The sequence below is a fragment of the Desulfosporosinus burensis genome (genome assembly GCF_054657535.1).
This window is the reverse complement of record NZ_BAAHYN010000001.1, coordinates 223,519-249,429: the sequence shown is the minus strand read 5'-3', so window position 1 is coordinate 249,429 and position 25,911 is coordinate 223,519. Positions and strand designations below refer to the sequence as shown.

Sequence of the window (25,911 nt, the reverse complement as noted above, 5' to 3'; positions counted from 1 at the left end):
TCATGCAGCCTGCTTTTCTCACTTTGTCTTTAAGTCCTTAATGATAGCCAGAAGATGCTCCAACTGGCCATCGTTTAGCTTCTTTAACTCACCCATCAAGCTATTTAATTTTGTCGGAAAGCTTACTTCGTCATCAAAGAAATCCTTTGGAGGGACATTCAGATATTCGCAGATATAAAAAAATCCTGTCATGGACGGCAGCGACTTTTTGTTCTCAATTTTATTGATATAGCTTTCGCTTTGACCTAAAGACAGGCTCATATCCCTTGCGGAAACCCCTTTTTGTGTGCGGAGCCTAGTTAATCTTTCGTAAAACAAATCCTCATACATTACAATTCACCACCTTGTATATATGATTATAGACAATACATCGGTTCATTATACGGAATTACAGTATATGTTTCTATTGACATAGGGAAACGTATTCCATATAATGTAAGAAAATATATGCCTTAATTCCTTATTATTATGAGAAAGGTGGTTGCCTAAAATGACGATGCTTATTAAAGAAGCCAATATAAGGCCTGCTTGCTGCTTTGCGGGACCCCGCCCTCAAAGCCTTCCCCTTGGGTTTGACGAAGAAAACGCCGGTTGCCTGCGGTTGAAGCAGGTACTGAAGGAACAGGCGGTCTATTTGATTGAAGCTTTGGGAGTTACCCATTTCATCAGCGGTGTCGATTTAGGTGTCGGCCAGTTTACCGCAGAAATCGTCCTTAACCTCAAAAGAGACTATCCCGAAATTACCCTGGAGTGCGTTATTCCCTGTGAGGATCAGGCGGCAAAATGGACGATAGCGCAGCGTGACAGGTACTTCTCTATTGTGGAACGATGCGATAAGGAAACCCTTTTGCAGCGTCATTATACTAAGGATTGCATCAAAAAGAAAAAGGAATACATGGTCAAGCAAAGTAATTATGTGCTTGCGGTATGGAACGGCAAGCCCGGCGGCGCGGGCAACATCCTTTCTTTTGCCCGCACCTTGGGAAAGACTGTGATTCTGATTGACCCCAATACCTTTGAAGTGCGAACTGATTCTAATAAACACTAGCGACACAGCCCAATGAACCGTAAAGGCGCTCCTGACAGGAGCGCCTTTAAATGGAGGTGATTTGATTTTATGGCAATTGATCCGGCATCGGCAAAGCTTCTTGCACAGGCGGCCTTAAAGCTTGCATCCGATGAGGAAGCAAGAAAAAGGCTGCTGATTATTATTCTTACACCCTTGCTGTGTGTAATTCTTATCCTGACGGCCTTCGTTTATATCCTTACTCACCCGCTGGAATTTTTGGGTGAGTTTTTCGATAGCCGGGCCATTACCGAGGTAGAGCGACTGCAAAACGACTACGGGATGTACCAATACCTTGCGGCAACGAATTATGAAAGCGGCGTAACCTCCTATGAGGGCGTGATCTTCACCGATGGAGCCACGGCGGTGGTGTACTACAACCAGAGAGATGAACGATATAAAGACGTGCCTTACGGGACAGATAACATCGGCGGGTATGGCTGCGGTCCCACCGCAATGGCTATAGTAGTATCCAGCCTGACGGATAAAACGGTTGACCCGGTGGAAATGGCAGAATGGTCTTATGATAATGGGTATTGGGCTCCCGGCGGCGGTTCCTATCATTCCCTTATTCCGGGCGCAGCGAAAGCCTTTGGCTTGCAGGTGGAAGGCTGCCCAGCAAAGGAACCGCAAAAAATTGTTGACGCGCTGTCTTCCGGCAAGCTGGTGGTCGCCCTGATGGGCAAGGGGCATTTTACGTCCAGCGGGCATTTCATCGTACTTAGGGGCGTGATCGCCGGGGGAAAAATCCTAGTGGCCGACCCGGCCAGCAAAAAACGCAGCGAACAGGCGTGGGATTTATCTATCATACTGAACGAAGCCCATAAAAGCGCCGGAGCGAGCGGCCCATTCTGGATTATATCACAATAAAAAGCCCTTTATTTTGAGTGAGCATTATAGAGCGGAGGTAGAACATGAATAACCGCAAAAAACTGATGGAACTGTTTATCTATGTACTGATTGTGGTGATCGGGATCATCCTGCTCCTTACTGCAAATCTCAAAGAGCGGGAAAACAAGCCCTATGACGGAGGTGTTAGCGTTGCTGCTGTATCTTTCAAGTAATGGGAAAAGCGGACTGACAGACTTTATGGAGGGGCAGGAGCTTGTGATAAAGAAGCTCATCGGCAGGTTTTCCTTGAAGCTTTTTGCCGCAAAGGACATGCGGAATTATATAGGCTGCAAGTATTTCCTTGTGGATGTTTCCTGTATAGAGGAACAGCTTGATGATTTCATCGTTGCCCTCCAATCCATGCAAATGATGCTCAATGTGAGAATCATCCCCATCCTTTCAGATATGGCAAATGCAGACGCCTATACCGGCAGGCTGGTGGATATCGGAGTGACGGATATTGTGACCGCCGACAGCCTGGACGGCATCAGGGATGAGCTTGCCGAGTGTCTCTCGGAGGACGGTATGCAGAGTTATAAGCGGCCACCGGAAAGCTTTAAGCAGGATACCGCCTTTGAAGAAGCCCCGAAGCCGAAAGAGATAGTCAAATACAAGTGGGACGCCCGGAATGTGAAGATTGCCGTTGCCGGCACACAGCGGCGCAGCGGCGTTACCGTCACCGCCTTTAACCTAGCGGCCTGGCTCATTGCGCGTGGGGCTTCCGCCTGCTATGTAGAGGCCAATACCAACCGGCATTTGAACTGGATCGTCAATATCTATGATGCAGAAAAAGACGGAGAAGCTTATCCCGTCGGCGGTATCGACTGCTATTTTACCAATGAGCTGGATAAGGATTACAACTTTATCATCTACGACTGCGGGGAAATCAAAGAACCACCCACGATATTCAGGGAGGCGGACATCCGTCTGCTCTGCGGAAGCATCCTGCCCCATGAGGCAAAAGACTATCTGCAAGTGTTAAATGCCTGTAAGGATATGGACATCCATAAATTAGGTTTGTGTGTGCCGAAGCCTTTGCAGGAATTTTGCAGAGAATCGTTAAACAAGGATATTCTGATAGCAGAATCCTCCCATGACCTGTATGAGAACAATATTAACGGACATATCTATCTGCCGATGGTGGAGCGGTATACTGAATGGCACCAAGTTACTGCTCATCCCCCCGCTGTTCGAGTATAAAGGGTTCACGATTTCGGGATCTACAGGAATAGGAACCACCGCTGCGCACAGACTAAGGAGGGATGAAATGGGATACTTTTCATCACTTTATGCATCAGAGCTTCCACATCGAGCTGTTGCTGTTTATATGTACTTGCATGATCGGGCTGACAAGGACGGCAAGTGTTATCCGGCGATTGGTACCATCGCCAAGGAGCTGAAGCTGTCAAGAAGTACCGTAAAACGAGCCATCACAGATCTTGAAAGGACGGGACATCTTCGCAAGGAAAATAGATGGCGGGAAAACGGCGGCAGAAGCAGTAACATGTATTATGTGAAGCTCTAAAAAAACTTACTTTTATAAACCAAGGGCGTGGTCTGCTCATTTGATGAACTATAGTACAGTTCACAGTGAGCTATGCAGTGAACCACCCACTCGAAGATATAACTTAACATCAGAAAAAGAAACAATAGTCATATTACTAAGTCATATAACTATTGGCTAAGGGATCAAAACGGATAATTGGCTATAAAAGCTAGTTTTATGCGACTTTCTAGAGATAACTTTGGATTAAAGTAATTGATGGGCGAACATATAAAGGGAACATTTGAACACAGCGTCGGGAATACTCAAAGATTGAACATGTATTAAACTAATTTTACAAAAGTATTTGATTAGTATCAGTAATAACGTTATTTTTATAGTAGATATGGAAAATTTTGGCGAAGGGAATAACCCAACGCTCCTTCAACGAATGTTGAGGAGGTTACTGGTTTTTGTGTTTTCCTAGATGAAAATTGAAAGGATGATATTATTAGGCGAAATTGCAATTGTGGCGCAGAGGAGGGGTTTGTTTCCATCTTTGTTAAGGTTTATTTTTATTGAACAAGTGGCAAAGATTGCAAACGACTACAAATTAGATAAACTAGAGTGTAAGCACTACACTCACTGACAAGATAACCATACGTGACTTTAGGTCATTTATGCACAATCATGGAGTGAACTAGTAAGGATAAAGAGACTTAGATTAATGGTTAGGAGCAAACACACATGCCAAAGGCACTATTAATAATCTTTAGTGCGATTCTTTTTCTCTGGCCTATAACGGGATGTTCAACATTAACAAAAGAAAACGTCATTCCTCTCACTCAGGAAGATCAAAACCCGGTTACTGCCAAGATGGATGTGACTTCACCAGTCTATACGTTTAGCTATGACCGTAGGATGGATCCAGCAGAGGATGTGAAAATGTATGCGACTTTCCTGAAGTACTTAGAAACAGCAACAGGTTATAATTTCGAACTTCGACCCATGGCTCCAAACCAAAACCTAATTGAGGAACTGGGAGCAGGACGGGTGGATATTGCGGCAATAGGTACGCTTAGTTACTTAAAAGCTCATCAAAAGTATGGAGTTCGTGCTGTTGTTCGAGGCATAACGGAACAAGGTAAAGCTGAGTACAGAGCTCTAATTATTACTTCGTCCAATAGCAAACTCCGCTCCCTTCATGATTTACAGGGGAAAACCTTTACCTTCGGTTCAGATACCTCTACGCAAGGTTACCTCATTCCGCTGATCATGCTTACCGAAGCGGGGGTTAACTTAACAGACCTTACAGGCTATACGTTTGCCGGTTCTCATTTCGACACAGCCAATGCGGTTATTAGTGGACGATACGCCGCAGGCGGAATACAAGATACCTTGGGACGAGAATTAGCAAACAAAGGACTGGTTCGGATCCTGGCGGAGTCTGATGAATTTCCCAGCAGTACCATTTCAGTCTCGCCTTCTCTTCCAGCGGATGTAGTAAAAAAGGTCCAGGAAGCCTTGTTAGAGTTTGCACCCGAAGGTAAGGATAAGGGAATACTATACCATTGGGATCAAACTGAAATGCCACTTGGCTTTGTTTCAACGGATGATCAAGACTTCGAAAAAGCAAGAACGTGGGCTGTTCGTCTCGGCTTATTTGACGGAGGGCCAGAATGAAACTTAGCAAAAAGATATCCATAGTTATTGTCGCCATTATAGCAGTGCTGGGTTTGACGACCGTACCCCTGATCAGTCATTTTGTCGGAAATACCTTGCACGAGACTGTGCAAGACAAGGAAATCTCCTTGGCTAAAGTCGTTGCCAGTAACCTCGCGAACCCAGTGTTGACTGGGAATTATTTAACCGTCCAAAGAAATTTGGAGGGATTAAAAGAAGATCGACAATTGTTGTATGCCTTTCTCATACTACCGGATGGCAGTATATTACATACCTTTAAGGGCAACATCTCCTCCGAACTTGTAGAACTCAATCGCCTGACGCCTAATCAATCCCATGCCATAAAGTCCTTCTCCGCTGACGAAGAAAGAGTCGAAGATGTGGGAGTATTTCTCCTTGATGGCTTAAAGAGTGAACTCCATATAGGGTATAAAGAGGACTATATCCAGGCAACCTTAACACGTATTTTTAAAACGATCATAGCGCTAACTCTGGTTGGAGTAATTTTTGGTAGTTTAGCCGCAGGCTTTTTAGGTAAATATCTCTCGTCCCCGATTGAAACACTGACGACTTTAACCCGTAAAATTACGAATGGTCAACTGGATCACCGAGTAGACATTACTACCAAGGATGAAGTCGGAGAATTAGCTCATAGTTTCAATCGAATGCTGACTGCTCTAGAAGAAAGTATGTCGAAAATCAGAGTTGCCGAGGAAGAGCAACGCATTAAAAACCGAGAGCTTTCGGCACTCAACGGAGTCGCGGAAACGATTCGATTGGGGCAAGATATCAACACAGTCCTCAAAGACGCACTCGTTCAGATTGTAGAAAACCTCGCTTTAAGTGGAGGCTGGGTTCAGCTGCGTGTTAGAGAGACAACAGGGATTGAGAACATAATTACCCTTGGAATCGAAGAACATATCATCCCTTGTGCGGAATGTGAATTCTGTGGATGTGACCTTTCAAGGATTAAGCAAGGTCAATGCCTATCAAAAAGTTCCTTACTTAAGGACGGGCGAAACTACCAGGTTACAGGGGTCCCGATCTTTGTCAGTGATCGTATTTTAGGAGCGATATATCTCCTCAGTGACAAAGAGCTCATTGCCGCTGATTTGGAAACTCTGCAAATGATTGGCGGTCAGCTTGGAACCATGATTGAAAATGTAAACCTTTGGCAAGAACTAAAGGCTCGGGAAGCCAAAGTGAGCCAACTGCTAGAAAAAGTCATTGTGGCGCAAGAGGATGAACGTAAACGGATTGCCAGAGAGTTACATGACGAAACAAGCCAGTCCCTTGCTGCTTTAGCCATGCGTTTAAAAGTCTCAATGGGTTGGATTCACAAAGACACCCGCAAAGCAGAAGCTTTATTAGAGGAATCCAAGGATGAAGCAGTGCGGATTATGAGAGAACTGCATAATATCGTCTTTCATTTACGTCCCACCTTGTTGGATGATTTAGGGCTTGTTCCAGCCTTAAGATGGCTCGCTGAAAGTCGGGATTGGAAAGAACCGCTCGAAGTCGATGTTCAGGGAAGCTGGTCTAAAGAAAGAATCGATTCCCAAGTGGAAACGACCTTATATCGCATTGGGCAAGAGGCGATTACCAACGCTGCAAAATACTCGCAAGCAACTCACCTAGTTATAGAATTTAGGGTTGAAGAGACTAAAGCAATACTAAAAATACAGGACAATGGAAAAGGGTTCATTTGGGACGAAAATATGTTTGAATTTGAGCAAGGGAAGAAACCTTTAGGGTTAATTGGCATGATGGAGAGGGCATCCTTAATCGGTGGACGTGTGGAAATTCATTCTGAAGTTGAGCGCGGCACTACCATTGTAGCGGTTATTCCGCTGAATAAGGAGGATAACAGTAATGGAGAAAATTAAGGTTATGCTGGTGGATGATCATACCCTCTTTAGGGCCGGAGTCACCATGTTATTACAAATGGAGTCGGATATGCAGGTCGTAGGAGAGGCTAGTGATGGGCATCTAGCCTTAGAATTAATCCTCAAATGTAGACCAGATGTGGTCGTCCTTGATATATCTATGCCTGGTCTTGATGGCATTACTGTGGCTCGTAGCGTACTCGATCGCTTGCCGAACGCTAAACTCTTAATGGTGACTCAGCATGAAAACCGGGAATATATCCTGCGCGCCACCAAGGTAGGCGTTGCGGGGTATCTCCTGAAGAGTGCTGCGGCTGACGAATTAGTAACCGCTATAAGAGCGGTTCATAGCGGACGCAAATATTTAGATGCAACCGTTACCCAAGTCTTAATGGACGCCTGGCAGGCAGGCGAACAAGGGGAAGAATCATTGACTGATCGTGAAACGGAGGTTCTCATCTTAACTGCTCAAGGGAAAACGATGAAGATAATCGCGGAGTTATTAAATATTAGCCCTAAAACAGTTGAATTTCATCGTGCTCGTTTAACCCAAAAGCTAGGACTGAAGAATAAATCGGAGTTGGTAGCTTATGCTATTAAGCAAGGTCTGGTATAGGTATTAACTAGGGAAATCCCTAGAAGTAATACTAGGGATTTAGGAAAGAAGACTAGGAATCTCCTTGATATACGAGGAGATTCCTTTTTCATATACTTATATGTGAAACAAAGTATTTTCTTAAGGAGGAGATGCCAAGATGCCAACAGAGAAAAAGCGCTATGGTATGGTTATTGACACACGGAAGTGTGTTGGCTGCATGTCTTGTACCATTAGCTGCAAAATGGAAAATGGAGTCACTTATGATGGATTCCGGTCTTGGGTTGACATGACGGAACGGGGAGTGTTTCCGAAGGTCAAACGCAATTTTATTCCAAAGCTATGTAACCATTGTGAAAATGCGCCTTGTGTTACTGTCTGTCCGGTTAAAGCCAGTTACAAGAATGAGGATGGAATTGTGCTGGTGAATCAAAAACGATGTATTGGGTGCGGATACTGCATCGTAGCTTGTCCTTATTCTGCTCGTTACTTACATGAGGGGTTAAAAGTTGCGGATAAGTGTACGTTTTGTGACCACCGCGTGGAAATGGGATTAGAACCGGCCTGTGTCCATAACTGTATGGGAAAGGCACGCATATTCGGAGATCTCAATGATCCATTGAGTGAAATTTCTCAGTATATTACTCTAAATGGGGTTCAAACCCTCCGACCAGACTTAGGTACGAACCCGCATGTCTTCTATATTGATGCGGAAATTAACAAACTGCCTAATAAAGGGGGTAAATAAGAGTGAGCACACATGATGTATATGTTGTTGTGAATGCTAGTCCGTGGAATTATTTGGTTCCCTTATATATATTCTTCAAAGGGTTAAGCGTCGGCGCTTTGTGCATATCAGCACTTTACACAGTTTTTCGATCGGAACGGTTTAAAACTCTTGCTTTTCCTGCCGCTATCACAAGTTTATTAGCTTTTATCCCTGTACCTTTTTTATTGCTCGCTGATTTGCATCAGCCGTTAAGGTTTTGGCATTTGTTAGTTAATTTTAATCCTATGTCCGTCATTTCTTGGGGGACTTGGCTGATCATTCTCTATCCGCTCTGCTTACTATGGTATATTGCCCGTTTGGCAATGAGTCAAGGAATCTCAATTCCAATTCTCAAAGGAGTACAAGAAAGTGCCAGCGCAAGTCAAAGCACTTCGGGATTTGGGTTCCGTGGGCTATCGATCCTAACCTTAAGTTTAGCGTTACTTGCTGATATCTACACGGCTTTCCTGCTGGGAGTTGTGAAAGGAAATGTCTTGTGGAACAGTGCGCTATTACCCGGTTATTTCCTGACCTCGGCTATTGTCACGGGCGCAGCGCTCGTGCTGATCGTGTATTTGAACAAGAAGCCTGAAGAGAAGACTGTTCGCACGATAGTGAGAATTATCCAAGGTGCCTTAGCCTTAGAAATCTTCTTCGTGATCTCTCAGTGGATTACACTCGGTGCTACGAGCTTGCAAGGACAAAAAGCCTTAGAACTTTTATGGAAAGATCCCGTGTATTTGGTCGGAGATATTCTGCTCGGGATTCTGGTTCCCTTAGTCTTGTTAAATAAACCCTCACTCAACAAAAAACCTGTGTTAATGATTGGAGCTCTACTCGTAATACTGGGAGGACTCTTGCTGCGCTTTAGCATTGTTGGAGTTGGAATCCAAGCGGCGGGCTTGTGGAACTAAAATGAAGGAGGTTAAAGGTATGATGAACAGACGTTCGTTCTTAAAATGGACTGGCGCAGGGGCTGCGGCAGTGACATTAGGATCGGCTGGGCTCTTTCAACTACGCCCAGTCAAAGCAGATGAACTAGAAAGTCTAAAAAACCAAGGTGTAGACGTTAAATATACAGCAGACGTAATGTGTCCGAGTGAATGTGGCCTGGAAATGTGGGTGAAGGATGGTCGTCTGACCAAGATATATGGCAATAAGGCGGTACCGTTTAATGATGGCACGTGTTGTGCTAAGGGTGCTTCTGGAGTCCAGCTGGTCTACTCGCCTGATCGCATCAAGTACCCCATGATCCGTGAAGGAGAAAGAGGCGAAGGTAAGTTCCGCAAAGCCACTTGGGATGAGGCCATTGACTATATTGGTAATAAATTAACCAAGATTAAAAAAGAGCATGGCCCGGAAAGTGTCATTATGGATGCTGGGGATGTCACAGACCGAGACCAGTATTGGCGCCTATTCTTTGCCTTTGGGACACCTAATGTTGTGGAACATGGTGCCATTTGTGATACTCCTCGCCGCCACGGACCCAAGTTGATGTTTGGAGGGAAACGAGTTGAGCCCGATGTCATGCGTCCCGTATTTGTCCGTCAACCTGACGGAAGCCTGAAAAAGGACCTGACTTACAAAAATAAGTTGATAATCTATGTCGGCTGGAACCCCTTTGTGGCGACCCGGATTAACTATGAAAGTCGGGGAACACTCGCCGCAAAAGTGGACAATGGGTGTAAAATCGTTGTCGTTGACCCAGCTTTAACAAATACCGGCTCTCAAGCTGATCTGTGGTTGCCGATTCGTCCGGGAACAGATGGTGAGCTTTTTGCTGGGATGTTACGTTATATCTTAGAAAACGATAACCCTAATAGTATTGATCGCCGTTATATTGATTGGGACTTCAAAAAGTACAGCGAAGGATGGGACGAGTATTTAGAAGCCTTCAAAGCTTGGTGGACCAAAATTGATCCGATCACAAACTTGCCTTATTTCAGTCTTGAGTGGTGTGCGGCACGAACAGGTATTGAAAAGGAACAAATTATTGAGCTTAGCCATATGTATGGCAGCACGAAACCGGCTGCCCTGGTTTGTGGTATGCAAAGTCCGGGACATCATTACAACGGTTATGTGGCCTCAATCTTGATGGCAACGCTTAACGTGATTACTGGAAATTTCGATGTGCCTGGAGGCGTTGTCGATACTGAAATCACCAAGTCCGATAAGGGCGGAAGTGCAACCGGTAAAGACTTTAAAAAGAAAAAAATTATGCGCACAGTGAATGGTGTTGAGGTAGAGGGCGACGTTGAGCAGCTCCACATGGATCTTTTTGGTGACTGGCCTGTTGCTTGGGATGATGTCGTTGGGGACTTTCCAAAGCTTTTCATGGAAGGAGTTTCGTTAAAATACGGAGCGTTCAAAGGCCATAAATATCCCATCAAAGCGTTTCTGCAGCGTACGGGAAATGCGGTGGTTACAGGAAGCGCGCCCTATCGTTGGCAAGAAGCACTGACCGCCAAAGAGCCTTCTGGTGTTTATAAGGTCGAGCTCATGGTGACGATTGATACCATCTATCTGGAAAGTGCTCTTTATGCGGATGTCATTCTACCTGAGGCTAGTTACGCAGAACGAATGAGTCTAAGTGACATTTATCCGCCCCATCCTATGATTTATTTAAGGGATGAAGTGATTAAGCCACTTCACGAATCTAAACCCCCGACAGAGATTATGAATCTCATTGCCAAAAAGCTGTATGAGCTTGGAGATAAGGATATTCAACCCAAAGACTTCTGGGAGAAATACAAGAGTCAAGAGGACTTTGTCAATGAAATGCTAAAACCCTCTCCGGGCAAGTATAATGTCGGACAACCGCTTCCTTATCCAAAGCTTCCAGAAGGCTACAAGCTGATCGGAACTCCCGATTCGCTAGAGGCTGGTCGAGTTACCATTGACAATGAAAAGAAAGAAATTAAAGGAGACGCGGTGACTGTCGAGTGGCTCAGGAAAAACAAGGGTGTTGCTGTTTGGCCGATGAGCTGGTACCGTTATCGTAAGTTTGATGCAACGAGTATGGACTATGTAGCGAACAAAGCCTTCCCGAATACAAAAACCAAGCTTATTGAGTTTAAGTTTAATTTGTACTCTGGCATTGATAAAAAGATTCAGGAGGGATTGGATCTACCGAGAGGAATGAAGGAGATTGGTTGGGATCATCTGCCATCAACCTTCTATTGGTTCGAAACCACCTGGAACCCCCATACGAACCCGAAATATAAAAAGTATGCCGAAGAATTTCCGTTCCAACTCATTGTCGGCCGGGTACATCAGGCAATGAGCGGAACTCAAATGATCCCGTGGTTAGCCCAAACCCCCTGCGAAGGTATTTATATGCCGCTCAACAATGCGTTTGAACATGAAATTCTCGAGGCAAACCCTGCGAAAAAAGAAGGCTTTGAGCTTAAGAACAAAAAGTTTAAAGCCAATACCTGGTGTGTCGGAACCCTGCTCATGCACTCGCAAGATGCAGAGAAGCTGGGACTGAAAACTGGGGATATGATCGAAATTGAGAATCCCTTAAAGCGGTCTGTTAAGAGTAAGGTCTACGTCAGTGAAGGTATCCGGCCTGGAGTCGTAAAAATGGGCTTCGGTACGGGTGGTCGGTTCAGTCCTGGACTTGGTGGGACTTATAAGCATAAGGATTACACACCGAGCCATAATATGTTAGTAGACCCGGATAGCTTAAGCCCGCTTATGGGAATGCCTACCTATGCAGATATGATCGTCAAGATTAAAAAGATCTAAATTACCAAACGAAAAGGGGCTGATTCGTCAGCCTCTAGACGCTTCTTTTTAGATGTTGATACTGTTTCGACTTAGCTCAAAGGAGGACTCTGTATGGATTTGTCGATCCAGGACTTGAAAGCTCAAATTAATTTCTATAATTTCTTTTCTACGTTCTTTCGAGAAAAACCGAGCAAGGAGTGGCTAAAATCCGCCCTTGAACTTGTGGGCAGTTGGGGTGACACGAACTCTCCGCTCCATCAGCAATTAATTGAGAACGTTCAGAAGACTGGTCTTGATCATTACCTTAATAGTTTAACGCAGGAGTATGAACGACTCTTTTTTGCTCCTGGGCAGGTGCCTGTTAATCTTTATGAGTCGGTTTACTGTGGAAGTGGTTTGCTCATGCAAGAAACCACCGTTAATGTCCGGCAACACTATCTTCGAGCGGGTCTGGTCGTGAAATCTTTGTATTCCATTCCTGATGATCATGTCTCTACAGAGTTAGAGTTTATGCAGTTTCTCGCACAAAGGATATTAGGGCTTGTTCAACAAGATGGCGCTGAAGATGATATTAAGGAAATTATGGTCTGGCAAAATGAGTTCATAAGTGAACACCTTCAGCAATGGATTCCGACGTTAGCTGAAACTATGAGGGCATACTCAACGGAACCTTTTTTCCAACTCATAAGTATTGGACTGGAATCCCTAGTGGAAGAGTAGTAGATCATTAAAACGATAGTATCTGTAACAAACGCGATTCAGGTTTCAGCGTGTCCCCACTTATAAAGCTTATAGTATCAAGGGGACGTAACTAAACTTTTGTTTCACTACGCCCCCTTCTTGTCTTTGTTATAAAAGGTTGTAGTCATTGATCTTGAAAACAACCATAAGTTGATTTTCTGTCTCGATTTCAACGTTGTAACCCGGCTTAGGTATCTTCTGTTCATGGGATCTTTTTCATCCGCATGAAGGTGGTATCTTGATCTTTTAGATGCTGTCCAGCATCTAATTGCCTGAGTAATGGGACTCTTTCTGGATTCTCAAGCTTAGGCTTTATATCCATAATCTCCTCCAATATACTAGATATTTCGGACAAGTTTAAGTGTATTATTTATTTATGGTAACAATATCCGCCGGGATACAAATACAGCTAATATTACTTGCACTTTTTTGCTTTTTAAATTGTTTAAGCAAGGGCAGTTTTCATATGAGTATTGTAAGGGTCTCTCAATTTAAAGAATAAATAGTGTTTGGAGGTCGACATAAATGAGAATGATTCAAGTGACTGAAGCCGTGGGGACAATACTGTTTCATGATATAACCAAAATTGTTCCAGGTAAGTTCAAAGGAAGAGCTTTTAAGAAAGGACACATCATCAGAGTGGAAGATGTTGATGAACTTCTTAGGATTGGTAAAGAAAATATCTATGTCTGGGAGCAAAAAGAAGATGAAATTCATGAAAATGAAGCCGCATATCGATTAGCAGAGGGTGCATGCGGGAAAAATCTAACCTTATCTGAGCCTTCAGAAGGAAAAGTAAATCTAATTTCTGAGACAGTAGGTTTGCTAAAAGTTAATAAGGACCTTCTTTATTCGCTGAATTCGATTGATCAAATTAGCTTTGCAACTAGACATAACAACAGTTTAGTTGGTAAGGGTGATGTCGTTGCGGGTACACGGGTAATACCGTTAGTTATTGAAGAAAAGAAGATTATTCAGGCTGAAGAGTTACTTCAACGATCAGATTTAATGTCCATACTACCACTGAAACACTATAAAGTTGGCTTGGTAGTTACTGGGAGTGAAGTTTTCCATCAAAGAATTGTTGACGGTTTTGGACCTGTTGTAAGTAAAAAGTTTGAGGCGTTAGGAAGTCAGATTATTGAACAAATATGTGTTCCTGACGATTCAACGGAAATCTCTAAGGCAATTCAAACTCTCATAGCCAAAGGTGCAGAAGCTATCGCAGTAACTGGTGGAATGTCTGTAGATCCTGATGATGTAACACCTGTTGGAATTAGACAAACTGGTGCAAACTTGATTACGTACGGGTTACCAGTCTTGCCCGGTTCAATGTTTTTATTAGCTTACTATGGCGAGATTCCTATCATGGGTCTTCCTGGATGTGTGATGTACAGTAAAGCTTCAGCCTTTGATATCATTCTCCCCCGAATTTTAGTTGGAGAGAAATTAGAGAAGCAAGATTTGCTTGAACTAGCACATGGTGGACTTTGTCTGCAATGTTCAGAGTGCAGATATCCAGTTTGCCCATTAGGGAAGGCCTAAAGAAGGAGTGTACAAGATGCTAGAATTCATTTCACTTGAAGAGGCAAATCGCATTATCATGAAAAACTATAAGTTATCAGAAATTGATGTTGTCCTTTTGCAACACTCTCGGGGGAGGGTACTAGCAGAAAATTTGATAGCTAAACTTAACATTCCCCCTTTTAATCGAGCGGCAGTTGACGGTTACGCAGTAAACTCCAACGATACTGGGGACAGGCAATTCTCAATCGAGGGCGAAATCCCTGCAGGTCATGTTTATACTAGGTTTGTCACCAGTGGCAAAGGTATTAGAATTTTTACGGGAGCGCACGTCCCCCCTGAAATAACAGCAGTCGTTCGTCAGGAAGATGTCGAGGTTCTAGGCAGTAATATAATGCTTAAGAAGCCCTGGTCCTTGGGCGACAATATTGCTTTATGTGGAGAAGATATTCATGAAGGCGAACAGTTGCTTAATCAAGGAACCGTCATTACACCAGCGTGTGTAGGGTTGCTCGCTTGTCAAGGTTTCACGAAAATACCTGTATTTCGACGGCCCAAGGTTGGAATTTTATCGACAGGCGATGAACTAGTAATACCGGGTGAACCGCTAGGACCAGGTAAAATATATAACAGTAATTTGTATTCAATTGTTGCTCTGGTCGAAGAATTAGGGGCAGAAGCTGTACCTCTGAGGATAGTAACAGATTCGATTGATACAATTTCTGCAACCTTGGATAAAGCTTTAGAACAAGTTGATTTGGTAATAACGACCGGTGGAGCATCCGTTGGAGACTATGATGTTATCACAGACGCAATAACCCATATCGGCGGAAAGCTTCTATTTTGGCGAGTAGCCATTAAACCTGGGACACCGATAATCGCTGGTAACTGTAAAAATAAACTAGTTATTGGGCTATCTGGGAATCCGGCTGCTGCATTGATTGGAGCTGAATTACTTGTGGCCCCACTCCTAAGAAAAATGCTTGGTCATACCAATACAAACTTAAAAATAGTGAACGCAGTGGCTAGCGGAGAAGTTCACAAGGCATGTGGGATTCGTAGAATGATACGTGTACGAGTCGAGGAAACATCATCGGGTAGGATCGCTATTCTTGCTTTAAAACAAAAATCCGGTATCTTGAAGTCCCTTGCCGAATGTAATGGGGTTTTGGATCTGGGCCCTAATGAATTAGTTAAAGATGGGGAACAGCATAAAGTGATTCTGTTTTAACTTGAAGCATCTTCAAGGGCAGAAAACCATGATAAAAGTATCTTCTTACGTTCAACGTGAAAGGAAGCGATTAGTATGTTAACAACGTTTGGATTACTCACACCGACGACTGCCGTGGTCCTGCTAGTTGTTGCTGTCGTTATTTTTGGACCTGGAAAATTACCAGAGTTGGGTAAGTCCTTAGGCCGGGGGATTAAGGAGTTCAGATCAGCGACTACTGATCTGGAGCATGTTGAAAGTACCAAGGATTTAAATAAAGGTTAGGATAATATAGTCAGAGAGGGTCATTGAAAGCATAACTGCAGAGGCGTATGGGTGGGGCGGGGTGTCTGGTATCCTTATCGTAACCGTTATAAATGCTAAAACCAGTTTGTGGATTGTTCTTCACTCTGGCTTTTTATTGCTCTTCTGGCGGAACTTCTACGTAAATAAAAAAAGTTTAATGCTTGTCCATTTGAACAGGCACTAAACTTTTTCGTTATTAATAGTTAACGTAGATAGGATAATCACTCAGATCGAAAAGTAGTGCAGTCTGTCATTTCTGAGGAGCGAGCAAAGACTAATTGATTCACAGTAAATAGATGAATATAATTACTAAATCCCTTATTCAAAAATGAAGTGCTGGAAATTTTGTACTACATATGGGGATATATAATTATGTTAGGAATTTAGAATAATTTTTAATTAATGATTTATCTTATTTGATACTTTTAATGTGGTTTAATTCCTTTTTCAATATACGGAAAATGGCCTCAGGCTCAATAATTGCTGTAAATAACTGATTTTAATTCTCAGAATTGATCTGAGAGTTTTTTGTTGTTTTCATTGACAAAAATAGACTCACCTCATATAATTATTATATTAGAAATTTCTAATATAATAATTATATGAGGTGTTAAAATGTCAAATATGGGTAACCAACTTATTTCAAATGTATTTAAGGCTTTGGGTCATCCTACAAGAATCCAAATAATTAAGCTCTTAAGAAAAGGTGAACTGTGCGTTTGTGATATACTACCTAATCTTGATTCTGAACAATCGAATACTTCTCAGCATCTTACAGTGTTAAAAAATCAGGGTGTTGTTGAAAGCAGAAAAGATGGATCTAAGGTTATCTATTCAATAAAAAACAAGGAAGTTTACGAGATGATTGATCTCGTCGAAGCAATTATTCTACGTCAAATAGAAGAAACAAAGACTTCATTATCTAAATAAATGAGGTTGTTTTGGATGCTATAGTATTTCTAACTATTGTAATTTGGGGAGGATTGTATGGATAAGAGAACAATTATTCTGATACTTGGTTTTGCAGGGTTTGTAGCAATGGCAGATAATTGGGTGGTTTCTCCAATACTTCCATCCATCGCACAGGACTTAAATGTGGATGTTGCTTCAGCGTCAATTGTTATTACTGCGTATATGCTACCTTTTGGTCTTTTTCAGTTACTTTATGGGTATCTTGCAGAGCGCCTAGGAAAGAGACAGGTTATAACCGTTTCAATTTCAGTGTTTACGATAGCCACTGCACTATGCGCATTTGCATTTTCCATTACTGACCTAGCAGTATATAGGGCATTGACTGGAATGTTTGCTGCTGCTGTCATGCCAGTCTCTCTTGCACTTATCGGAGACATTTTCCCTATGGAGGAAAGACAGTCTGCTATTGGCTCTTTTATGGGGATCTCTTTCCTTGGTCAAGGTCTTAGTATGGCAATTGGTGGCTCAATTGCTCATTTCCTCAATTGGAGAGGGGTATTTGCAGTTTATGCAGGTCTAGCTGTCATTTCTTCAGTATCGCTGTTTACCATAGGTAGAAAGATACCATCTACAAAGAATAAAGAAAGTAAAGCATTAATGCCATACATAAACTTATTAAGGAATCCTTCCAGTCTTATCATTTATGTTTTAGTTGTATTTGAAGGTTTTTTTCTGCTAGGTTCTTTTTCATTTCTCGGGGGTTTTATAAAGACAACATTTAATCTTAATAATTTTGCTGTAGGTATGGTTATGACAGCTTTTGGTATTATGGCCCTGCTTGCAGGTAGAAAATCCGGTACTACTGCTGCAAAGATAGGCCGTAAAAAAACTGCTGCAATTGGATTAAGTTTTGCCTTTTTAGCAGATATATTATTGGCTTCTATGGGAGGTTTTCTTCCTATTGTAGTAATTGCTGTTGGCTTAATGGGACTTGGTTTCATGATGGCTCATTCTACATTCTTGACGATTGCTACAGAGTTTGCCGCTAAAGCAAGGGGTATAGCCATGTCGCTAGTTGCTTTCTGCTTTATGGGTGGTGGTGGAATTGGAACTGCTATTGGTGGTAGCATTGTAGCTGCGTCCAGCTTTGAAACCCTGTTTATAATTTACGGTATAGGCCTATTGCTCGTAACAATTAGTACATTCCTCGTAAAAAGCAGCTTTAAAGCAAGCATTCAAGGATAAAAGCAGAATTGGAGGAGCAATTATGAATATTGGAATGGAATATCACAAAAATGAGTCTACAAGAACTTTAGGAGAGAATGAACGATGTTGTATGAGGAGGCCCCAAAAGGTTGTGATTAATCTCAAGGAGATGTGCGTTTGTTTATTTTTGAATGGTTAAATAATCAATTACTTAGAATGGAGTGGCTTTATAATTTAGTAAAGCTTTTGGTAGAAAACGTTTTTGGGTTAAGCATTCAGGATCGATTAGGTGGAAGCATTCATTTTTATATTTATGACGTCATAAAAATCTTCATATTGCTTTCAGTCTTAATCTATACGATTTCATGCATCCAAAGTTTTTTCCCACCGGAGAGAACGAGAAAAATATTAGGTAGATACAAGGGAGTTTCAGCAAATATATTAGGTGCTTTACTTGGAACTGTTACACCATTTTGTTCATGCTCTTCCATACCATTGTTTATAGGCTTTACCAGTGCAGGTCTGCCGATTGGTGTGACATTTTCATTTTTAATATCGTCTCCTCTTGTCGATTTAGCATCGGTTATTTTACTTGCCAGTATCTTTAACTGGAAAATAGCCATAGCCTATGTGGTTGTTGGGATTGTCCTTGCAGTTATTGGCGGTACAATCATTAGTAAAGCAAAGCTTGAAAAGTATGTCGAATCGTTTGTTTTTGGCAATAAGGTACTTGAAGTTGAACAAGAAGAGCTGACGACTCGGGAAAGAATGGAATATGCAAGAGACCAGGTCTTAGAGATCATTAAAAAAGTATGGCTATATATTCTCATCGGCGTTGGAATAGGTGCTGCCATCCACAATTGGATTCCTGAAAACATCATTTCAGCTGTACTTGGCCAGGATAAATGGTATTCGGTTTTATTAGCCACCCTTGTTGGTGTGCCAATGTATGCGGATATCTTTGGAACCTTGCCCATCGCTGAAGCCTTAGTATTAAAAGGTGTAGGACTTGGAACTGCTTTATCCTTCATGATGGCCGTAACAGCACTTTCACTGCCCTCGATGATCTTGTTAAAGAAAGTTGTGAAGATGAAACTTTTAGTGATCTTTGCGGGGATTGTTACTCTGGGGATTCTGATCATTGGATACTCCTTCAATGCCTTTGGTTATCTATTGATGTAGGCTTAACAGCTTTTTATAACTAAAAACTGAGAAGGAGGTCAAATATATGTCAGAAACTTGGTATCCGGTAATCGACTATGAAAAGTGCATTGAGTGTGGTGCATGTACGGACAAATGTAAACATGGGGTGTATGATCTCAAAAAACTACCTACACCGGTTGTAATTAGTCCGGAAAATTGCATCCAAGGATGTCATGGATGCGGAAAGCTTTGTCCTGTGGAAGCTATTAGTTATGGGGGTGACCATGGAGAGAGGGGTGGAAATATAATTTGTTCATGGGGAAATGATAATGGAGGATGCTGTGAATGAATGCTGAAAATACCAAACATTTTAAAAGTAGAGCGCTTAAAATTATAATTCCGGTGCTGCTTATTTGTGTTATAGTCGGTATATGGGTCATTAAAAATAATAAAGAAGATGCTGAACTCGTCGGTAACAACAACTCTGACTTTGCACTACATGTAACGGAAGCCTTAGATCTTGAAAAATTGAAATCCTATGGACTCCCTATGGTGATTGATTTTGGTGCAGACTCTTGTATTCCCTGCAAAGAAATGGCTCCGGTTTTAAAAGGATTAAATGAGGAGCTTCAAGGAAAAGCAATCATTAAGTTTGTCGATGTCTGGAAGTACCAGAAACTTGCTGAAGGTTATCCAATCAGTCTGATACCAACACAGATATTTATTGATGCAGAAGGTAATCCTTACAATCCATCGGATCCTGAGGCTATGCAGATGAAACTTTATTCGTTGAGAGAATCAAAGGAGCACGTCTTTACAGCTCATGAAGGAGGGTTAACCAAAGAACAATTAATGAGCGTTTTGAAGGAAATGGGGTTGAAATAATGGATATTATAACGAACCAGTGGCTTGAAGCTATTTCAGCAACTATTTCCACTAATCTATGGTTGGCACCGTTTTTAGCCTTACTGGCAGGGGTACTTACTTCCCTTACTCCTTGCTCGTTGACAAGTGTACCACTTGTCATAGGATATGTTGGAGGAACAAGACAAAGGGACGCCAAAAAGACCTTTTGGTTGTCTGTTGTGTTTTCAGCGGGTATGGCTGTTACTTTTACCATTTTAGGGACAGTTGCTTCGCTTCTTGGTAGGCTAATGCAAGGAACCGGCTCTTGGTGGTATATACTCCTTGGTGTACTTATGCTTCTAATGGCTTTACAAACCTGGGAGATATTTAATTTCATTCCTGCTACTCATGCTATCAGCATAAGTACTAAACGTGGCTTTATGGGAGCATTTTTTGCCGGAGTTTTAGGTGGTTTTTTTTCATCGCCCTGTGCAACACCTGTTTTGGTTGTATTACTTGCAATGGTCGCCAAAGAGGGAAGCTTGTTATTGGGAATATTGCTACTCCTGCTTTACTCTTTAGGACATAGTTTCCTGGTGTTGATTGCAGGAACCTCTGTGGGTTTTGTACATAAGCTTTCATCAAGTAAGAAGTATGGCGGTGTAAGTAAAATTCTAAGAATTTTAATGGGCACATTCATTGTGTTAATCGCCTTTTATATGTTTTATTTGGGATTCTAAGATAAAAGTTAGGGAGTGGATTATGATGATCATCAAGATTTTGGGTTCCGGATGTAAATACTGTGAGACGTTGAAAGAAAATACCGAGATAACATTAAAAGAGACAGGCATAGAAGCGGAAATAATTAAAGTTAACGATCTGCAGGAGGTTATGGCCTATGGGGTAATGTCGACCCCGGCCTTAGTCATTGATGAGAAGGTTGTCTCTGTTGGTAAGGTTTTGAAGCCGAAAGATATCGCTAAGATTCTAGAAACTTATAAGTAGAAATTGATAGATTCCCTAAATATCCTATGGAATAGCTTCTTTAAAATGAGGTGGTTTGCTGTGAGTACTTGTATAAACTGTGTTTGGGAGGAATTCAGTCTACCCCTCAAAAGGTTTATTAAGAAACGGGTTGTCAATGAGCATGATGCCGAGGATATCTTTCAGGAGATATATTTAAAAATCCATAAAAATATCGGTAGCGTTTTGGATGAAGATAAAATTCATGCTTGGATATACCGAGTAGCCCGTAACACTATGACGGACTACTATAGGAGAAATCATAATAAGTTTGAAGTCACAGATCTCACTGAAGATCTGGAAAGCAGTAAAGATGAGGAACTATCGACAAATACTGAAATAGCAGCTTGCCTAAAAGTCATGGTAGACAGTTTACCGGAGACCTATAAGCAGGCAATTCTTCTGACAGAATTTCAAAACATGACTCAGAAAGAATTAAGTGAGAAGCTGGGTATTTCGATATCAGGGGCCAAATCAAGAGTTCAGCGTGGGAGGAAATTGTTAAAAGAAATGTTGTTGGGCTGCTGTCAGTTGGAAGTTGATAGAAGAGGGAATATCATTGACTATAAGCATAAGAATAGTGAATGCGATTATTGTTAAGAAACTGGACGTAGTATGCGTCCTTTTTTCTTTTTCTACGTCTTTATAAGTGGAGACCTATTGAATGAAAACGGTATGGAGGGTATGTATGACAAACAATAAGGAAGAGATTCGAGAATTTATTAGAAACAACTATGCAGAAGTTGCTCAGAAAGGATCTGAAGGGGGCTGCTGTGGTGGTGGATGCAGTTGCAGTGGTTCTCTGGTAGATATTAGTGAAATATCCGCCAAAATTGGTTATACCGAAGGGGATCTTTTAAATGTGCCATCGGAAGCCAACATGGGACTTGGGTGCGGGAATCCTATCGCTATTGCTGCTTTAAAAGAGGGGGAAGTAGTCCTTGACCTTGGCAGCGGAGGTGGCTTTGATTGCTTTCTTGCCAGAAGGCAAGTGGGGGAAACCGGACATGTGATAGGGGTTGATATGACCCCCGATATAATTAAGCTAGCGAGGAATAATGCCGAGAAAAGTGGGTATACCAATGTAGAATTTAGATTGGGTGAAATTGAACATTTGCCGGTAGCCGATAGTTCAGTGGATGTGATCATATCTAATTGTGTCATCAACCTTTCTCTAGATAAAGAGCAGGTGTTTAAAGACGCTTTAAGGGTTCTTAAGGCTGGTGGAAGATTATCAACATCGGATGTCGTTGCTACTGCACAATTACCTCAAACTATTAAGGAAGATTTAGCGTTGATTGCAAGTTGTATTGGTGGTGCCGAATACGTCGGAGACATCCATGCAATGTTGCAGAAAGTGGGCTTTAAGGATATCCGATTGACTCCCAAGGATAACAGCAAGGAGATTGTAAAGTCCTGGGCACCCGATCAGAATATTGAAGAGTTTGTTGCTTCTTATATCATTGAAGCAACAAAAGAAGAACGTGAGATTAGTAAACCCTGCTGTACTCCTTCTTTAACGGGTAAATGCTGTTAACCGGTAATGCTAAATTGAAGCCTGAAAAGGCTTCTTTTTTCTTCTGTGGCTTGGTGCTAGACAAGCTTTCTAAAAAAAATTTCCAAAATACTTTGTTCTCTTTTAGGGGATTGTGGTGTATTATATACATATAATCGCTTAAACGAATATATGTATATAAGGTTAGAAAAGAGGTGAATCAATGGAAAAGCTGTTGGATGCATTAAAGGCTCTATCCGATGAAACTCGGTTGAGGATTCTTAACCTGTTGTACGAAAAAGAACTCTGTGTTTGCGATATCATGGAAACCTTACAAATATCACAAGCCAAAGCATCGAGGCACTTAATTTATCTTAAGAATGCTGATTTGCTGAAAGACCGCAAACACGCCCAGTGGGTTTACTATTCGTTGGCTATCGATGAGCGTATAAAGTTTATAGATAGTTTGGTTTATGATAATTTGAGGAATCTAGAACTATATCAAAATGATCTGCAAAACTTAAAGGATTGGTTAAAGCGCAAGACGATGAACTGTGAATAAATCTATGGAGGATGATTGAAGTGGAAAAGATTGAACAAGCTAGGTTGTCGTTTTTAGACAGATTCTTGACACTATGGATATTTATCGCAATGGCAGTCGGTGTCTTTGGTGGGTATTTCTTTCCTGACTTAGCAAAGTCATTGGGTGAGTTCAGCACTGGAACAATATCCTGGCCGATAGCAATAGGTCTGATCATCATGATGTATCCACCTCTTGCTAAGGTGAAGTATGAAGAGATCGGAAAAGTGACACAAAATAAAAAGATTTTTTCCTTTTCGCTGATCCAAAACTGGATTATTGGTCCTATCTTGATGTTTGTGCTGGCTGTATTGCTGCTTGGAGATAAACCTGGGTTTGCTATTGGACTTATTATCATTGGGCTTGCTCGGTGTATTGCCATGGTTATTGTTTGGAATACCCTGGCTAAAGGTGATAACGAGTATTGTGCTGCTTTGGTAGCCCTTAACTCGATCTTTCAAATTCTGTTATACACTGTCTATATTTATATCTTTGTCACTCTTATACCTAAGTGGCTGGGACTTTCCTGGGGAGGCCAGGTCGTAGATGTTTCCATGTGGGAAGTAGCAAAGAGCGTCCTTATTTACTTGGGTATTCCTTTTGCTGCAGGTTTTATGACACGGTTTAGCTTAATACGAATTAAAACAAAAGAGTGGTACGATAAGGTATTCATTCCAAAGATATCTCCCCTAGCTTTGATAGCCCTGCTTTATACAATTGTCATTATGTTTATCACCAAAGGAGAACAGATTATTAATAATCCAGGCGATGTCATTAGAATTGCCATACCCATGTTAATTTACTTCGCCATTATGTTTTTTGTAAGCTTTTATATGTCCTTTAAGGGCGGTTTCAGATATGACCAAACGGTAACCCTTGCTTTTACAGCCGCAAGTAATAACTTTGAACTAGCCATAGCAGTTGCTGTAGCTGTCTTTGGTATAGCTTCAGATGTTGCTTTCACGGCGGTAATTGGTCCTTTAGTTGAAGTGCCGGTCATGATTGCTCTGGTAAATTCAGCGCTCTTCTTCAAGGGCAAGTATTTTGATAAAAATGGCCTACCAAAGCATGGCTTTTAAGGAGAGATTTGATATATGACTCAGAAAATAAAAGTCGCCTATATTTGCATTCATAACTCCTGTCGGTCACAGATGGCGGAGGCGATATCAAAGCTAATCGCAGCGGATGACTTTGAAGCCTATTCGGCAGGGACTGAAACCAAGCCACAGATTAATCAAGCTGCCGTTGCAGTGATTAATGAACTCTATGGCGTAGATATGAACCAAACTCAAAGCTCAAAATTACTATCTGACATCCCTCCTGTCGATGTTGTCATTACCATGGGATGTAACGTGGAGTGTCCGTTTCTGCCGTGTAAATACAGGGAGGATTGGGGACTGGATGATCCTACGGGGAAGGATAAACATGAATTTATAAAAACTGCCCAATTAATCGAACAGAAGGTTAGGGACTTAAAAGGAAGAATAAACAATTTGTGGTAAATTAAAACGAAAGGAGGACAGAATCTACGATATGAGTCAATGTTGTGATCCTAAAGCACCCAAAGTATCTACTCTAAACATTGGTGGCTCACTAGTGGGGTTAATAGGACTTGAACAGGCTTTTCTGGATGTAAAGAGCCTCGACTTAGTGAATGATGAGGCTGCCGAAAAACTATTGGAAATAGTGGCACGGAAAAATTATATTGTGGAAGGTGCTAAAAGAGACTATAAGATAGCCTTGCTTGAGGCATATAAACAATATTTAGTTAAATCCAGCTAAAAATAAGTAAAGTAAGGGCGACAAGAATATTCAGGGGGAAGAGGTATGATCGAGATTGAGGTGTTTGGAATTCGAGACGAGGAACCGACAGGGGTTTGTAGTTGTGGCGGTTCCTGTGGCTCAAGTTCTCAAAAAACTATGGGGGAAATGTTTGAGGACTTGAAACGCTTTATAATGCAAAGTGATTTGGTTGAAAAAGTGCGGGTGCGATTCCTTGATGTGCTTGAGGATGATTTGAGTGGTTATGATACTGCCCACATGATGTTCAAAACCGGATATGCCTTACCTTTGGTCGCGATTGAGGGAAAGGTATGCTTTAACGGTGGTATTAGCAACTCCAGGATCTATGAAGAAATCAGAAATAAGATGGTTTGATTTAACTATTTTTAAATAACTACTAAACGGGCGATAAGGCGACATTGGGAAAAGATAAAAAGATTTTAAGGTTTTGAAAAAAGACTACCCGTTGTACTGGACCGTTCAATCGATTATTATATTGATGACGTATTTGAGTTATGTACGTACCTGGAAGAAAGGGTGTTGTAACATGAAGACATGTCATTGCTGCGGTTTAGGTATCGAAGAAGACAACGATGTTATACGCTGTTTTAAGTACAAAAGTTTGAGCAATTCCCAAGATGAGAAACCCAACTGCCTATATTTTATCGAGAGAATTATTGAAGACGGCGAACTTTTGCCCCCTGTACAACACCTTATTTTAGTAGAGCAAGAATTAGGAAAGCGAAAAATGAAAGTAAGTATCAATAATGGTTTGAGAATGTAACAGTCTGACAAAACTGTTGGTCTTTAACCTCCAAAGTTAGTGACTTCGGGGGTTATTTTTACCTGACTATTAGGTACTACCTTTAACAAGAGATTCATACAAGCTCACTTGTCGTGCGCTCTTTAGATATATATTTTTGCGGAGCATGGGAACATAAATAGGCTGGCATATTGATGGCAGCCTATAGCAGTATTTTTAATGAAATTATAACGATAAGGCATAATGAGAAAGATCTTACACTAAGATGTTTGATT

The 25,911-nt window shown here is 41.8% G+C and carries 31 protein-coding genes; 30 read left to right on the top strand and 1 reads right to left on the bottom strand.

From position 1 onward, the window contains the following. Positions 1 to 18: 18 nt before the first annotated feature. Positions 19 to 330 (bottom strand): helix-turn-helix domain-containing protein, encoded by a 312-nt coding sequence (locus tag ACYQ3Q_RS01380; protein WP_068962301.1) that lies wholly within the window; start codon positions 328 to 330, stop codon positions 19 to 21. 160 nt (positions 331 to 490) lie between these two features. On the opposite strand from ACYQ3Q_RS01380, the gene ACYQ3Q_RS01375 reads away from it, so the two are divergent. From ACYQ3Q_RS01375 to ACYQ3Q_RS01230, 30 genes are all read left to right on the top strand, one after another. Next, positions 491 to 1,048 (top strand): SLOG family protein, encoded by a 558-nt coding sequence (locus ACYQ3Q_RS01375; RefSeq protein ID WP_459926885.1) that lies wholly within the window; start codon positions 491 to 493, stop codon positions 1,046 to 1,048. Positions 1,049 to 1,117: 69 nt separating this feature from the next. Next, positions 1,118 to 1,936 (top strand): C39 family peptidase, encoded by an 819-nt coding sequence (locus tag ACYQ3Q_RS01370; protein ID WP_459926884.1) that lies wholly within the window; start codon positions 1,118 to 1,120, stop codon positions 1,934 to 1,936. Between the two features lie 44 nt (positions 1,937 to 1,980). After that, positions 1,981 to 2,130, top strand: coding sequence for a hypothetical protein (locus ACYQ3Q_RS01365; RefSeq protein ID WP_459926883.1), 150 nt, complete (start codon positions 1,981 to 1,983; stop codon positions 2,128 to 2,130). After that, on the top strand, positions 2,108 to 3,157 hold the full coding sequence (locus tag ACYQ3Q_RS01360; protein WP_459926882.1) for a hypothetical protein: 1,050 nt from the start codon (positions 2,108 to 2,110) through the stop codon (positions 3,155 to 3,157). Before ACYQ3Q_RS01365 ends, ACYQ3Q_RS01360 begins: the two co-directional genes overlap by 23 nt. Positions 3,158 to 3,224: 67 nt before the next feature. Beyond that, the gene (locus ACYQ3Q_RS01355; protein ID WP_459926881.1) at positions 3,225 to 3,482 is read left to right on the top strand and encodes a helix-turn-helix domain-containing protein; all 258 of its coding nucleotides are present in this window, start codon (positions 3,225 to 3,227) and stop codon (positions 3,480 to 3,482) included. 705 nt (positions 3,483 to 4,187) lie between these two features. After that, positions 4,188 to 5,123: a phosphate/phosphite/phosphonate ABC transporter substrate-binding protein gene (phnD, locus tag ACYQ3Q_RS01350; protein ID WP_459926880.1), complete on the top strand. Its 936-nt coding sequence runs from the start codon at positions 4,188 to 4,190 to the stop codon at positions 5,121 to 5,123. Continuing rightward, on the top strand, positions 5,120 to 7,009 hold the full coding sequence (locus ACYQ3Q_RS01345; RefSeq protein WP_459926879.1) for a HAMP domain-containing protein: 1,890 nt from the start codon (positions 5,120 to 5,122) through the stop codon (positions 7,007 to 7,009). The genes phnD and ACYQ3Q_RS01345 overlap by 4 nt, the downstream gene beginning before the upstream one ends. Further along, positions 6,996 to 7,625 carry a response regulator gene (locus tag ACYQ3Q_RS01340; RefSeq protein WP_459926878.1) on the top strand — a complete coding sequence of 210 codons (630 nt, stop codon included), beginning with the start codon at positions 6,996 to 6,998 and terminating at the stop codon, positions 7,623 to 7,625. Before ACYQ3Q_RS01345 ends, ACYQ3Q_RS01340 begins: the two co-directional genes overlap by 14 nt. Positions 7,626 to 7,764: 139 nt before the next feature. Continuing rightward, on the top strand, positions 7,765 to 8,352 hold the full coding sequence (locus ACYQ3Q_RS01335) for a 4Fe-4S dicluster domain-containing protein (RefSeq protein WP_459926877.1): 588 nt from the start codon (positions 7,765 to 7,767) through the stop codon (positions 8,350 to 8,352). A 2-nt stretch (positions 8,353 to 8,354) separates the two neighbouring features. After that, complete coding sequence (gene nrfD, locus ACYQ3Q_RS01330; protein ID WP_459926876.1) at positions 8,355 to 9,287, top strand: NrfD/PsrC family molybdoenzyme membrane anchor subunit; 933 nt, start codon at positions 8,355 to 8,357, stop codon at positions 9,285 to 9,287. Positions 9,288 to 9,306: 19 nt separating this feature from the next. Then, entirely contained in the window at positions 9,307 to 12,123 is a 2,817-nt protein-coding gene (locus ACYQ3Q_RS01325) for a molybdopterin-containing oxidoreductase family protein (protein ID WP_459926875.1), read from the top strand. A 93-nt stretch (positions 12,124 to 12,216) separates the two neighbouring features. Continuing rightward, positions 12,217 to 12,825 (top strand): TorD/DmsD family molecular chaperone, encoded by a 609-nt coding sequence (locus tag ACYQ3Q_RS01320; RefSeq protein WP_459926874.1) that lies wholly within the window; start codon positions 12,217 to 12,219, stop codon positions 12,823 to 12,825. 546 nt (positions 12,826 to 13,371) lie between these two features. Continuing rightward, positions 13,372 to 14,391 carry a molybdopterin-binding protein gene (locus ACYQ3Q_RS01315; protein ID WP_459926873.1) on the top strand — a complete coding sequence of 340 codons (1,020 nt, stop codon included), beginning with the start codon at positions 13,372 to 13,374 and terminating at the stop codon, positions 14,389 to 14,391. Positions 14,392 to 14,407: 16 nt separating this feature from the next. Then, positions 14,408 to 15,601, top strand: coding sequence for a molybdopterin molybdotransferase MoeA (locus ACYQ3Q_RS01310; protein WP_459926872.1), 1,194 nt, complete (start codon positions 14,408 to 14,410; stop codon positions 15,599 to 15,601). 75 nt (positions 15,602 to 15,676) lie between these two features. Next, complete coding sequence (gene tatA / locus ACYQ3Q_RS01305; protein ID WP_459926871.1) at positions 15,677 to 15,865, top strand: twin-arginine translocase TatA/TatE family subunit; 189 nt, start codon at positions 15,677 to 15,679, stop codon at positions 15,863 to 15,865. Between the two features lie 636 nt (positions 15,866 to 16,501). Further along, positions 16,502 to 16,816, top strand: a complete 315-nt coding sequence (locus tag ACYQ3Q_RS01300) for an ArsR/SmtB family transcription factor (RefSeq protein WP_459926870.1) — start codon at positions 16,502 to 16,504, stop codon at positions 16,814 to 16,816. 57 nt (positions 16,817 to 16,873) lie between these two features. After that, complete coding sequence (locus ACYQ3Q_RS01295; RefSeq protein WP_459926869.1) at positions 16,874 to 18,043, top strand: MFS transporter; 1,170 nt, start codon at positions 16,874 to 16,876, stop codon at positions 18,041 to 18,043. A gap of 138 nt (positions 18,044 to 18,181) precedes the next feature. Beyond that, positions 18,182 to 19,186: a permease gene (locus ACYQ3Q_RS01290; RefSeq protein WP_459926868.1), complete on the top strand. Its 1,005-nt coding sequence runs from the start codon at positions 18,182 to 18,184 to the stop codon at positions 19,184 to 19,186. Positions 19,187 to 19,232: 46 nt separating this feature from the next. Further along, complete coding sequence (locus ACYQ3Q_RS01285) at positions 19,233 to 19,496, top strand: 4Fe-4S dicluster domain-containing protein (protein WP_459926867.1); 264 nt, start codon at positions 19,233 to 19,235, stop codon at positions 19,494 to 19,496. Then, positions 19,493 to 20,032, top strand: coding sequence for a thioredoxin family protein (locus tag ACYQ3Q_RS01280; RefSeq protein ID WP_459926866.1), 540 nt, complete (start codon positions 19,493 to 19,495; stop codon positions 20,030 to 20,032). The genes ACYQ3Q_RS01285 and ACYQ3Q_RS01280 overlap by 4 nt, the downstream gene beginning before the upstream one ends. Continuing rightward, positions 20,032 to 20,733, top strand: coding sequence for a cytochrome c biogenesis CcdA family protein (locus ACYQ3Q_RS01275; RefSeq protein ID WP_459926865.1), 702 nt, complete (start codon positions 20,032 to 20,034; stop codon positions 20,731 to 20,733). Before ACYQ3Q_RS01280 ends, ACYQ3Q_RS01275 begins: the two co-directional genes overlap by 1 nt. A 25-nt stretch (positions 20,734 to 20,758) precedes the next feature. Next, entirely contained in the window at positions 20,759 to 20,998 is a 240-nt protein-coding gene (locus ACYQ3Q_RS01270; RefSeq protein WP_459927180.1) for a thioredoxin family protein, read from the top strand. A gap of 60 nt (positions 20,999 to 21,058) precedes the next feature. After that, on the top strand, positions 21,059 to 21,616 hold the full coding sequence (gene sigZ / locus ACYQ3Q_RS01265) for an RNA polymerase sigma factor SigZ (RefSeq protein WP_459926864.1): 558 nt from the start codon (positions 21,059 to 21,061) through the stop codon (positions 21,614 to 21,616). An 88-nt stretch (positions 21,617 to 21,704) separates the two neighbouring features. Further along, positions 21,705 to 22,553: an arsenite methyltransferase gene (locus ACYQ3Q_RS01260; protein ID WP_459926863.1), complete on the top strand. Its 849-nt coding sequence runs from the start codon at positions 21,705 to 21,707 to the stop codon at positions 22,551 to 22,553. Between the two features lie 181 nt (positions 22,554 to 22,734). Then, complete coding sequence (locus tag ACYQ3Q_RS01255) at positions 22,735 to 23,073, top strand: ArsR/SmtB family transcription factor (protein ID WP_459926862.1); 339 nt, start codon at positions 22,735 to 22,737, stop codon at positions 23,071 to 23,073. 11 nt (positions 23,074 to 23,084) lie between these two features. After that, positions 23,085 to 24,170 (top strand): ACR3 family arsenite efflux transporter, encoded by a 1,086-nt coding sequence (gene arsB / locus ACYQ3Q_RS01250; protein WP_459926861.1) that lies wholly within the window; start codon positions 23,085 to 23,087, stop codon positions 24,168 to 24,170. A gap of 15 nt (positions 24,171 to 24,185) precedes the next feature. After that, on the top strand, positions 24,186 to 24,593 hold the full coding sequence (locus ACYQ3Q_RS01245; protein ID WP_459926860.1) for an arsenate reductase ArsC: 408 nt from the start codon (positions 24,186 to 24,188) through the stop codon (positions 24,591 to 24,593). 31 nt (positions 24,594 to 24,624) lie between these two features. Next, complete coding sequence (locus ACYQ3Q_RS01240) at positions 24,625 to 24,873, top strand: hypothetical protein (protein ID WP_459926859.1); 249 nt, start codon at positions 24,625 to 24,627, stop codon at positions 24,871 to 24,873. Positions 24,874 to 24,918: 45 nt separating this feature from the next. Next, entirely contained in the window at positions 24,919 to 25,248 is a 330-nt protein-coding gene (locus tag ACYQ3Q_RS01235) for a hypothetical protein (RefSeq protein WP_459926858.1), read from the top strand. A 172-nt stretch (positions 25,249 to 25,420) separates the two neighbouring features. After that, complete coding sequence (locus ACYQ3Q_RS01230) at positions 25,421 to 25,657, top strand: hypothetical protein (RefSeq protein WP_459926857.1); 237 nt, start codon at positions 25,421 to 25,423, stop codon at positions 25,655 to 25,657. Positions 25,658 to 25,911: the final 254 nt, after the last annotated feature.

Coding starts and splice junctions, on each gene's coding strand:
- ACYQ3Q_RS01375 (WP_459926885.1), top strand. CDS start 491: ATGACGATGCTTATTAAAGAAGCCAATATAAGGCCTGCTTGCTGCTTT.
- ACYQ3Q_RS01380 (WP_068962301.1), bottom strand. CDS start 330: ATGTATGAGGATTTGTTTTACGAAAGATTAACTAGGCTCCGCACACAA.
- ACYQ3Q_RS01230 (WP_459926857.1), top strand. CDS start 25,421: ATGAAGACATGTCATTGCTGCGGTTTAGGTATCGAAGAAGACAACGAT.
- phnD (WP_459926880.1), top strand. CDS start 4,188: ATGCCAAAGGCACTATTAATAATCTTTAGTGCGATTCTTTTTCTCTGG.
- ACYQ3Q_RS01245 (WP_459926860.1), top strand. CDS start 24,186: ATGACTCAGAAAATAAAAGTCGCCTATATTTGCATTCATAACTCCTGT.
- ACYQ3Q_RS01370 (WP_459926884.1), top strand. CDS start 1,118: ATGGCAATTGATCCGGCATCGGCAAAGCTTCTTGCACAGGCGGCCTTA.
- ACYQ3Q_RS01300 (WP_459926870.1), top strand. CDS start 16,502: ATGTCAAATATGGGTAACCAACTTATTTCAAATGTATTTAAGGCTTTG.
- ACYQ3Q_RS01240 (WP_459926859.1), top strand. CDS start 24,625: ATGAGTCAATGTTGTGATCCTAAAGCACCCAAAGTATCTACTCTAAAC.
- ACYQ3Q_RS01285 (WP_459926867.1), top strand. CDS start 19,233: ATGTCAGAAACTTGGTATCCGGTAATCGACTATGAAAAGTGCATTGAG.
- ACYQ3Q_RS01310 (WP_459926872.1), top strand. CDS start 14,408: ATGCTAGAATTCATTTCACTTGAAGAGGCAAATCGCATTATCATGAAA.
- ACYQ3Q_RS01325 (WP_459926875.1), top strand. CDS start 9,307: ATGATGAACAGACGTTCGTTCTTAAAATGGACTGGCGCAGGGGCTGCG.
- tatA (WP_459926871.1), top strand. CDS start 15,677: ATGTTAACAACGTTTGGATTACTCACACCGACGACTGCCGTGGTCCTG.
- ACYQ3Q_RS01320 (WP_459926874.1), top strand. CDS start 12,217: ATGGATTTGTCGATCCAGGACTTGAAAGCTCAAATTAATTTCTATAAT.
- ACYQ3Q_RS01270 (WP_459927180.1), top strand. CDS start 20,759: ATGATCATCAAGATTTTGGGTTCCGGATGTAAATACTGTGAGACGTTG.
- arsB (WP_459926861.1), top strand. CDS start 23,085: ATGATTGAAGTGGAAAAGATTGAACAAGCTAGGTTGTCGTTTTTAGAC.
- ACYQ3Q_RS01260 (WP_459926863.1), top strand. CDS start 21,705: ATGACAAACAATAAGGAAGAGATTCGAGAATTTATTAGAAACAACTAT.
- ACYQ3Q_RS01315 (WP_459926873.1), top strand. CDS start 13,372: ATGAGAATGATTCAAGTGACTGAAGCCGTGGGGACAATACTGTTTCAT.
- ACYQ3Q_RS01235 (WP_459926858.1), top strand. CDS start 24,919: ATGATCGAGATTGAGGTGTTTGGAATTCGAGACGAGGAACCGACAGGG.
- ACYQ3Q_RS01345 (WP_459926879.1), top strand. CDS start 5,120: ATGAAACTTAGCAAAAAGATATCCATAGTTATTGTCGCCATTATAGCA.
- ACYQ3Q_RS01335 (WP_459926877.1), top strand. CDS start 7,765: ATGCCAACAGAGAAAAAGCGCTATGGTATGGTTATTGACACACGGAAG.
- ACYQ3Q_RS01295 (WP_459926869.1), top strand. CDS start 16,874: ATGGATAAGAGAACAATTATTCTGATACTTGGTTTTGCAGGGTTTGTA.
- ACYQ3Q_RS01280 (WP_459926866.1), top strand. CDS start 19,493: ATGAATGCTGAAAATACCAAACATTTTAAAAGTAGAGCGCTTAAAATT.
- ACYQ3Q_RS01255 (WP_459926862.1), top strand. CDS start 22,735: ATGGAAAAGCTGTTGGATGCATTAAAGGCTCTATCCGATGAAACTCGG.
- ACYQ3Q_RS01355 (WP_459926881.1), top strand. CDS start 3,225: ATGGGATACTTTTCATCACTTTATGCATCAGAGCTTCCACATCGAGCT.
- ACYQ3Q_RS01365 (WP_459926883.1), top strand. CDS start 1,981: ATGAATAACCGCAAAAAACTGATGGAACTGTTTATCTATGTACTGATT.
- ACYQ3Q_RS01340 (WP_459926878.1), top strand. CDS start 6,996: ATGGAGAAAATTAAGGTTATGCTGGTGGATGATCATACCCTCTTTAGG.
- ACYQ3Q_RS01275 (WP_459926865.1), top strand. CDS start 20,032: ATGGATATTATAACGAACCAGTGGCTTGAAGCTATTTCAGCAACTATT.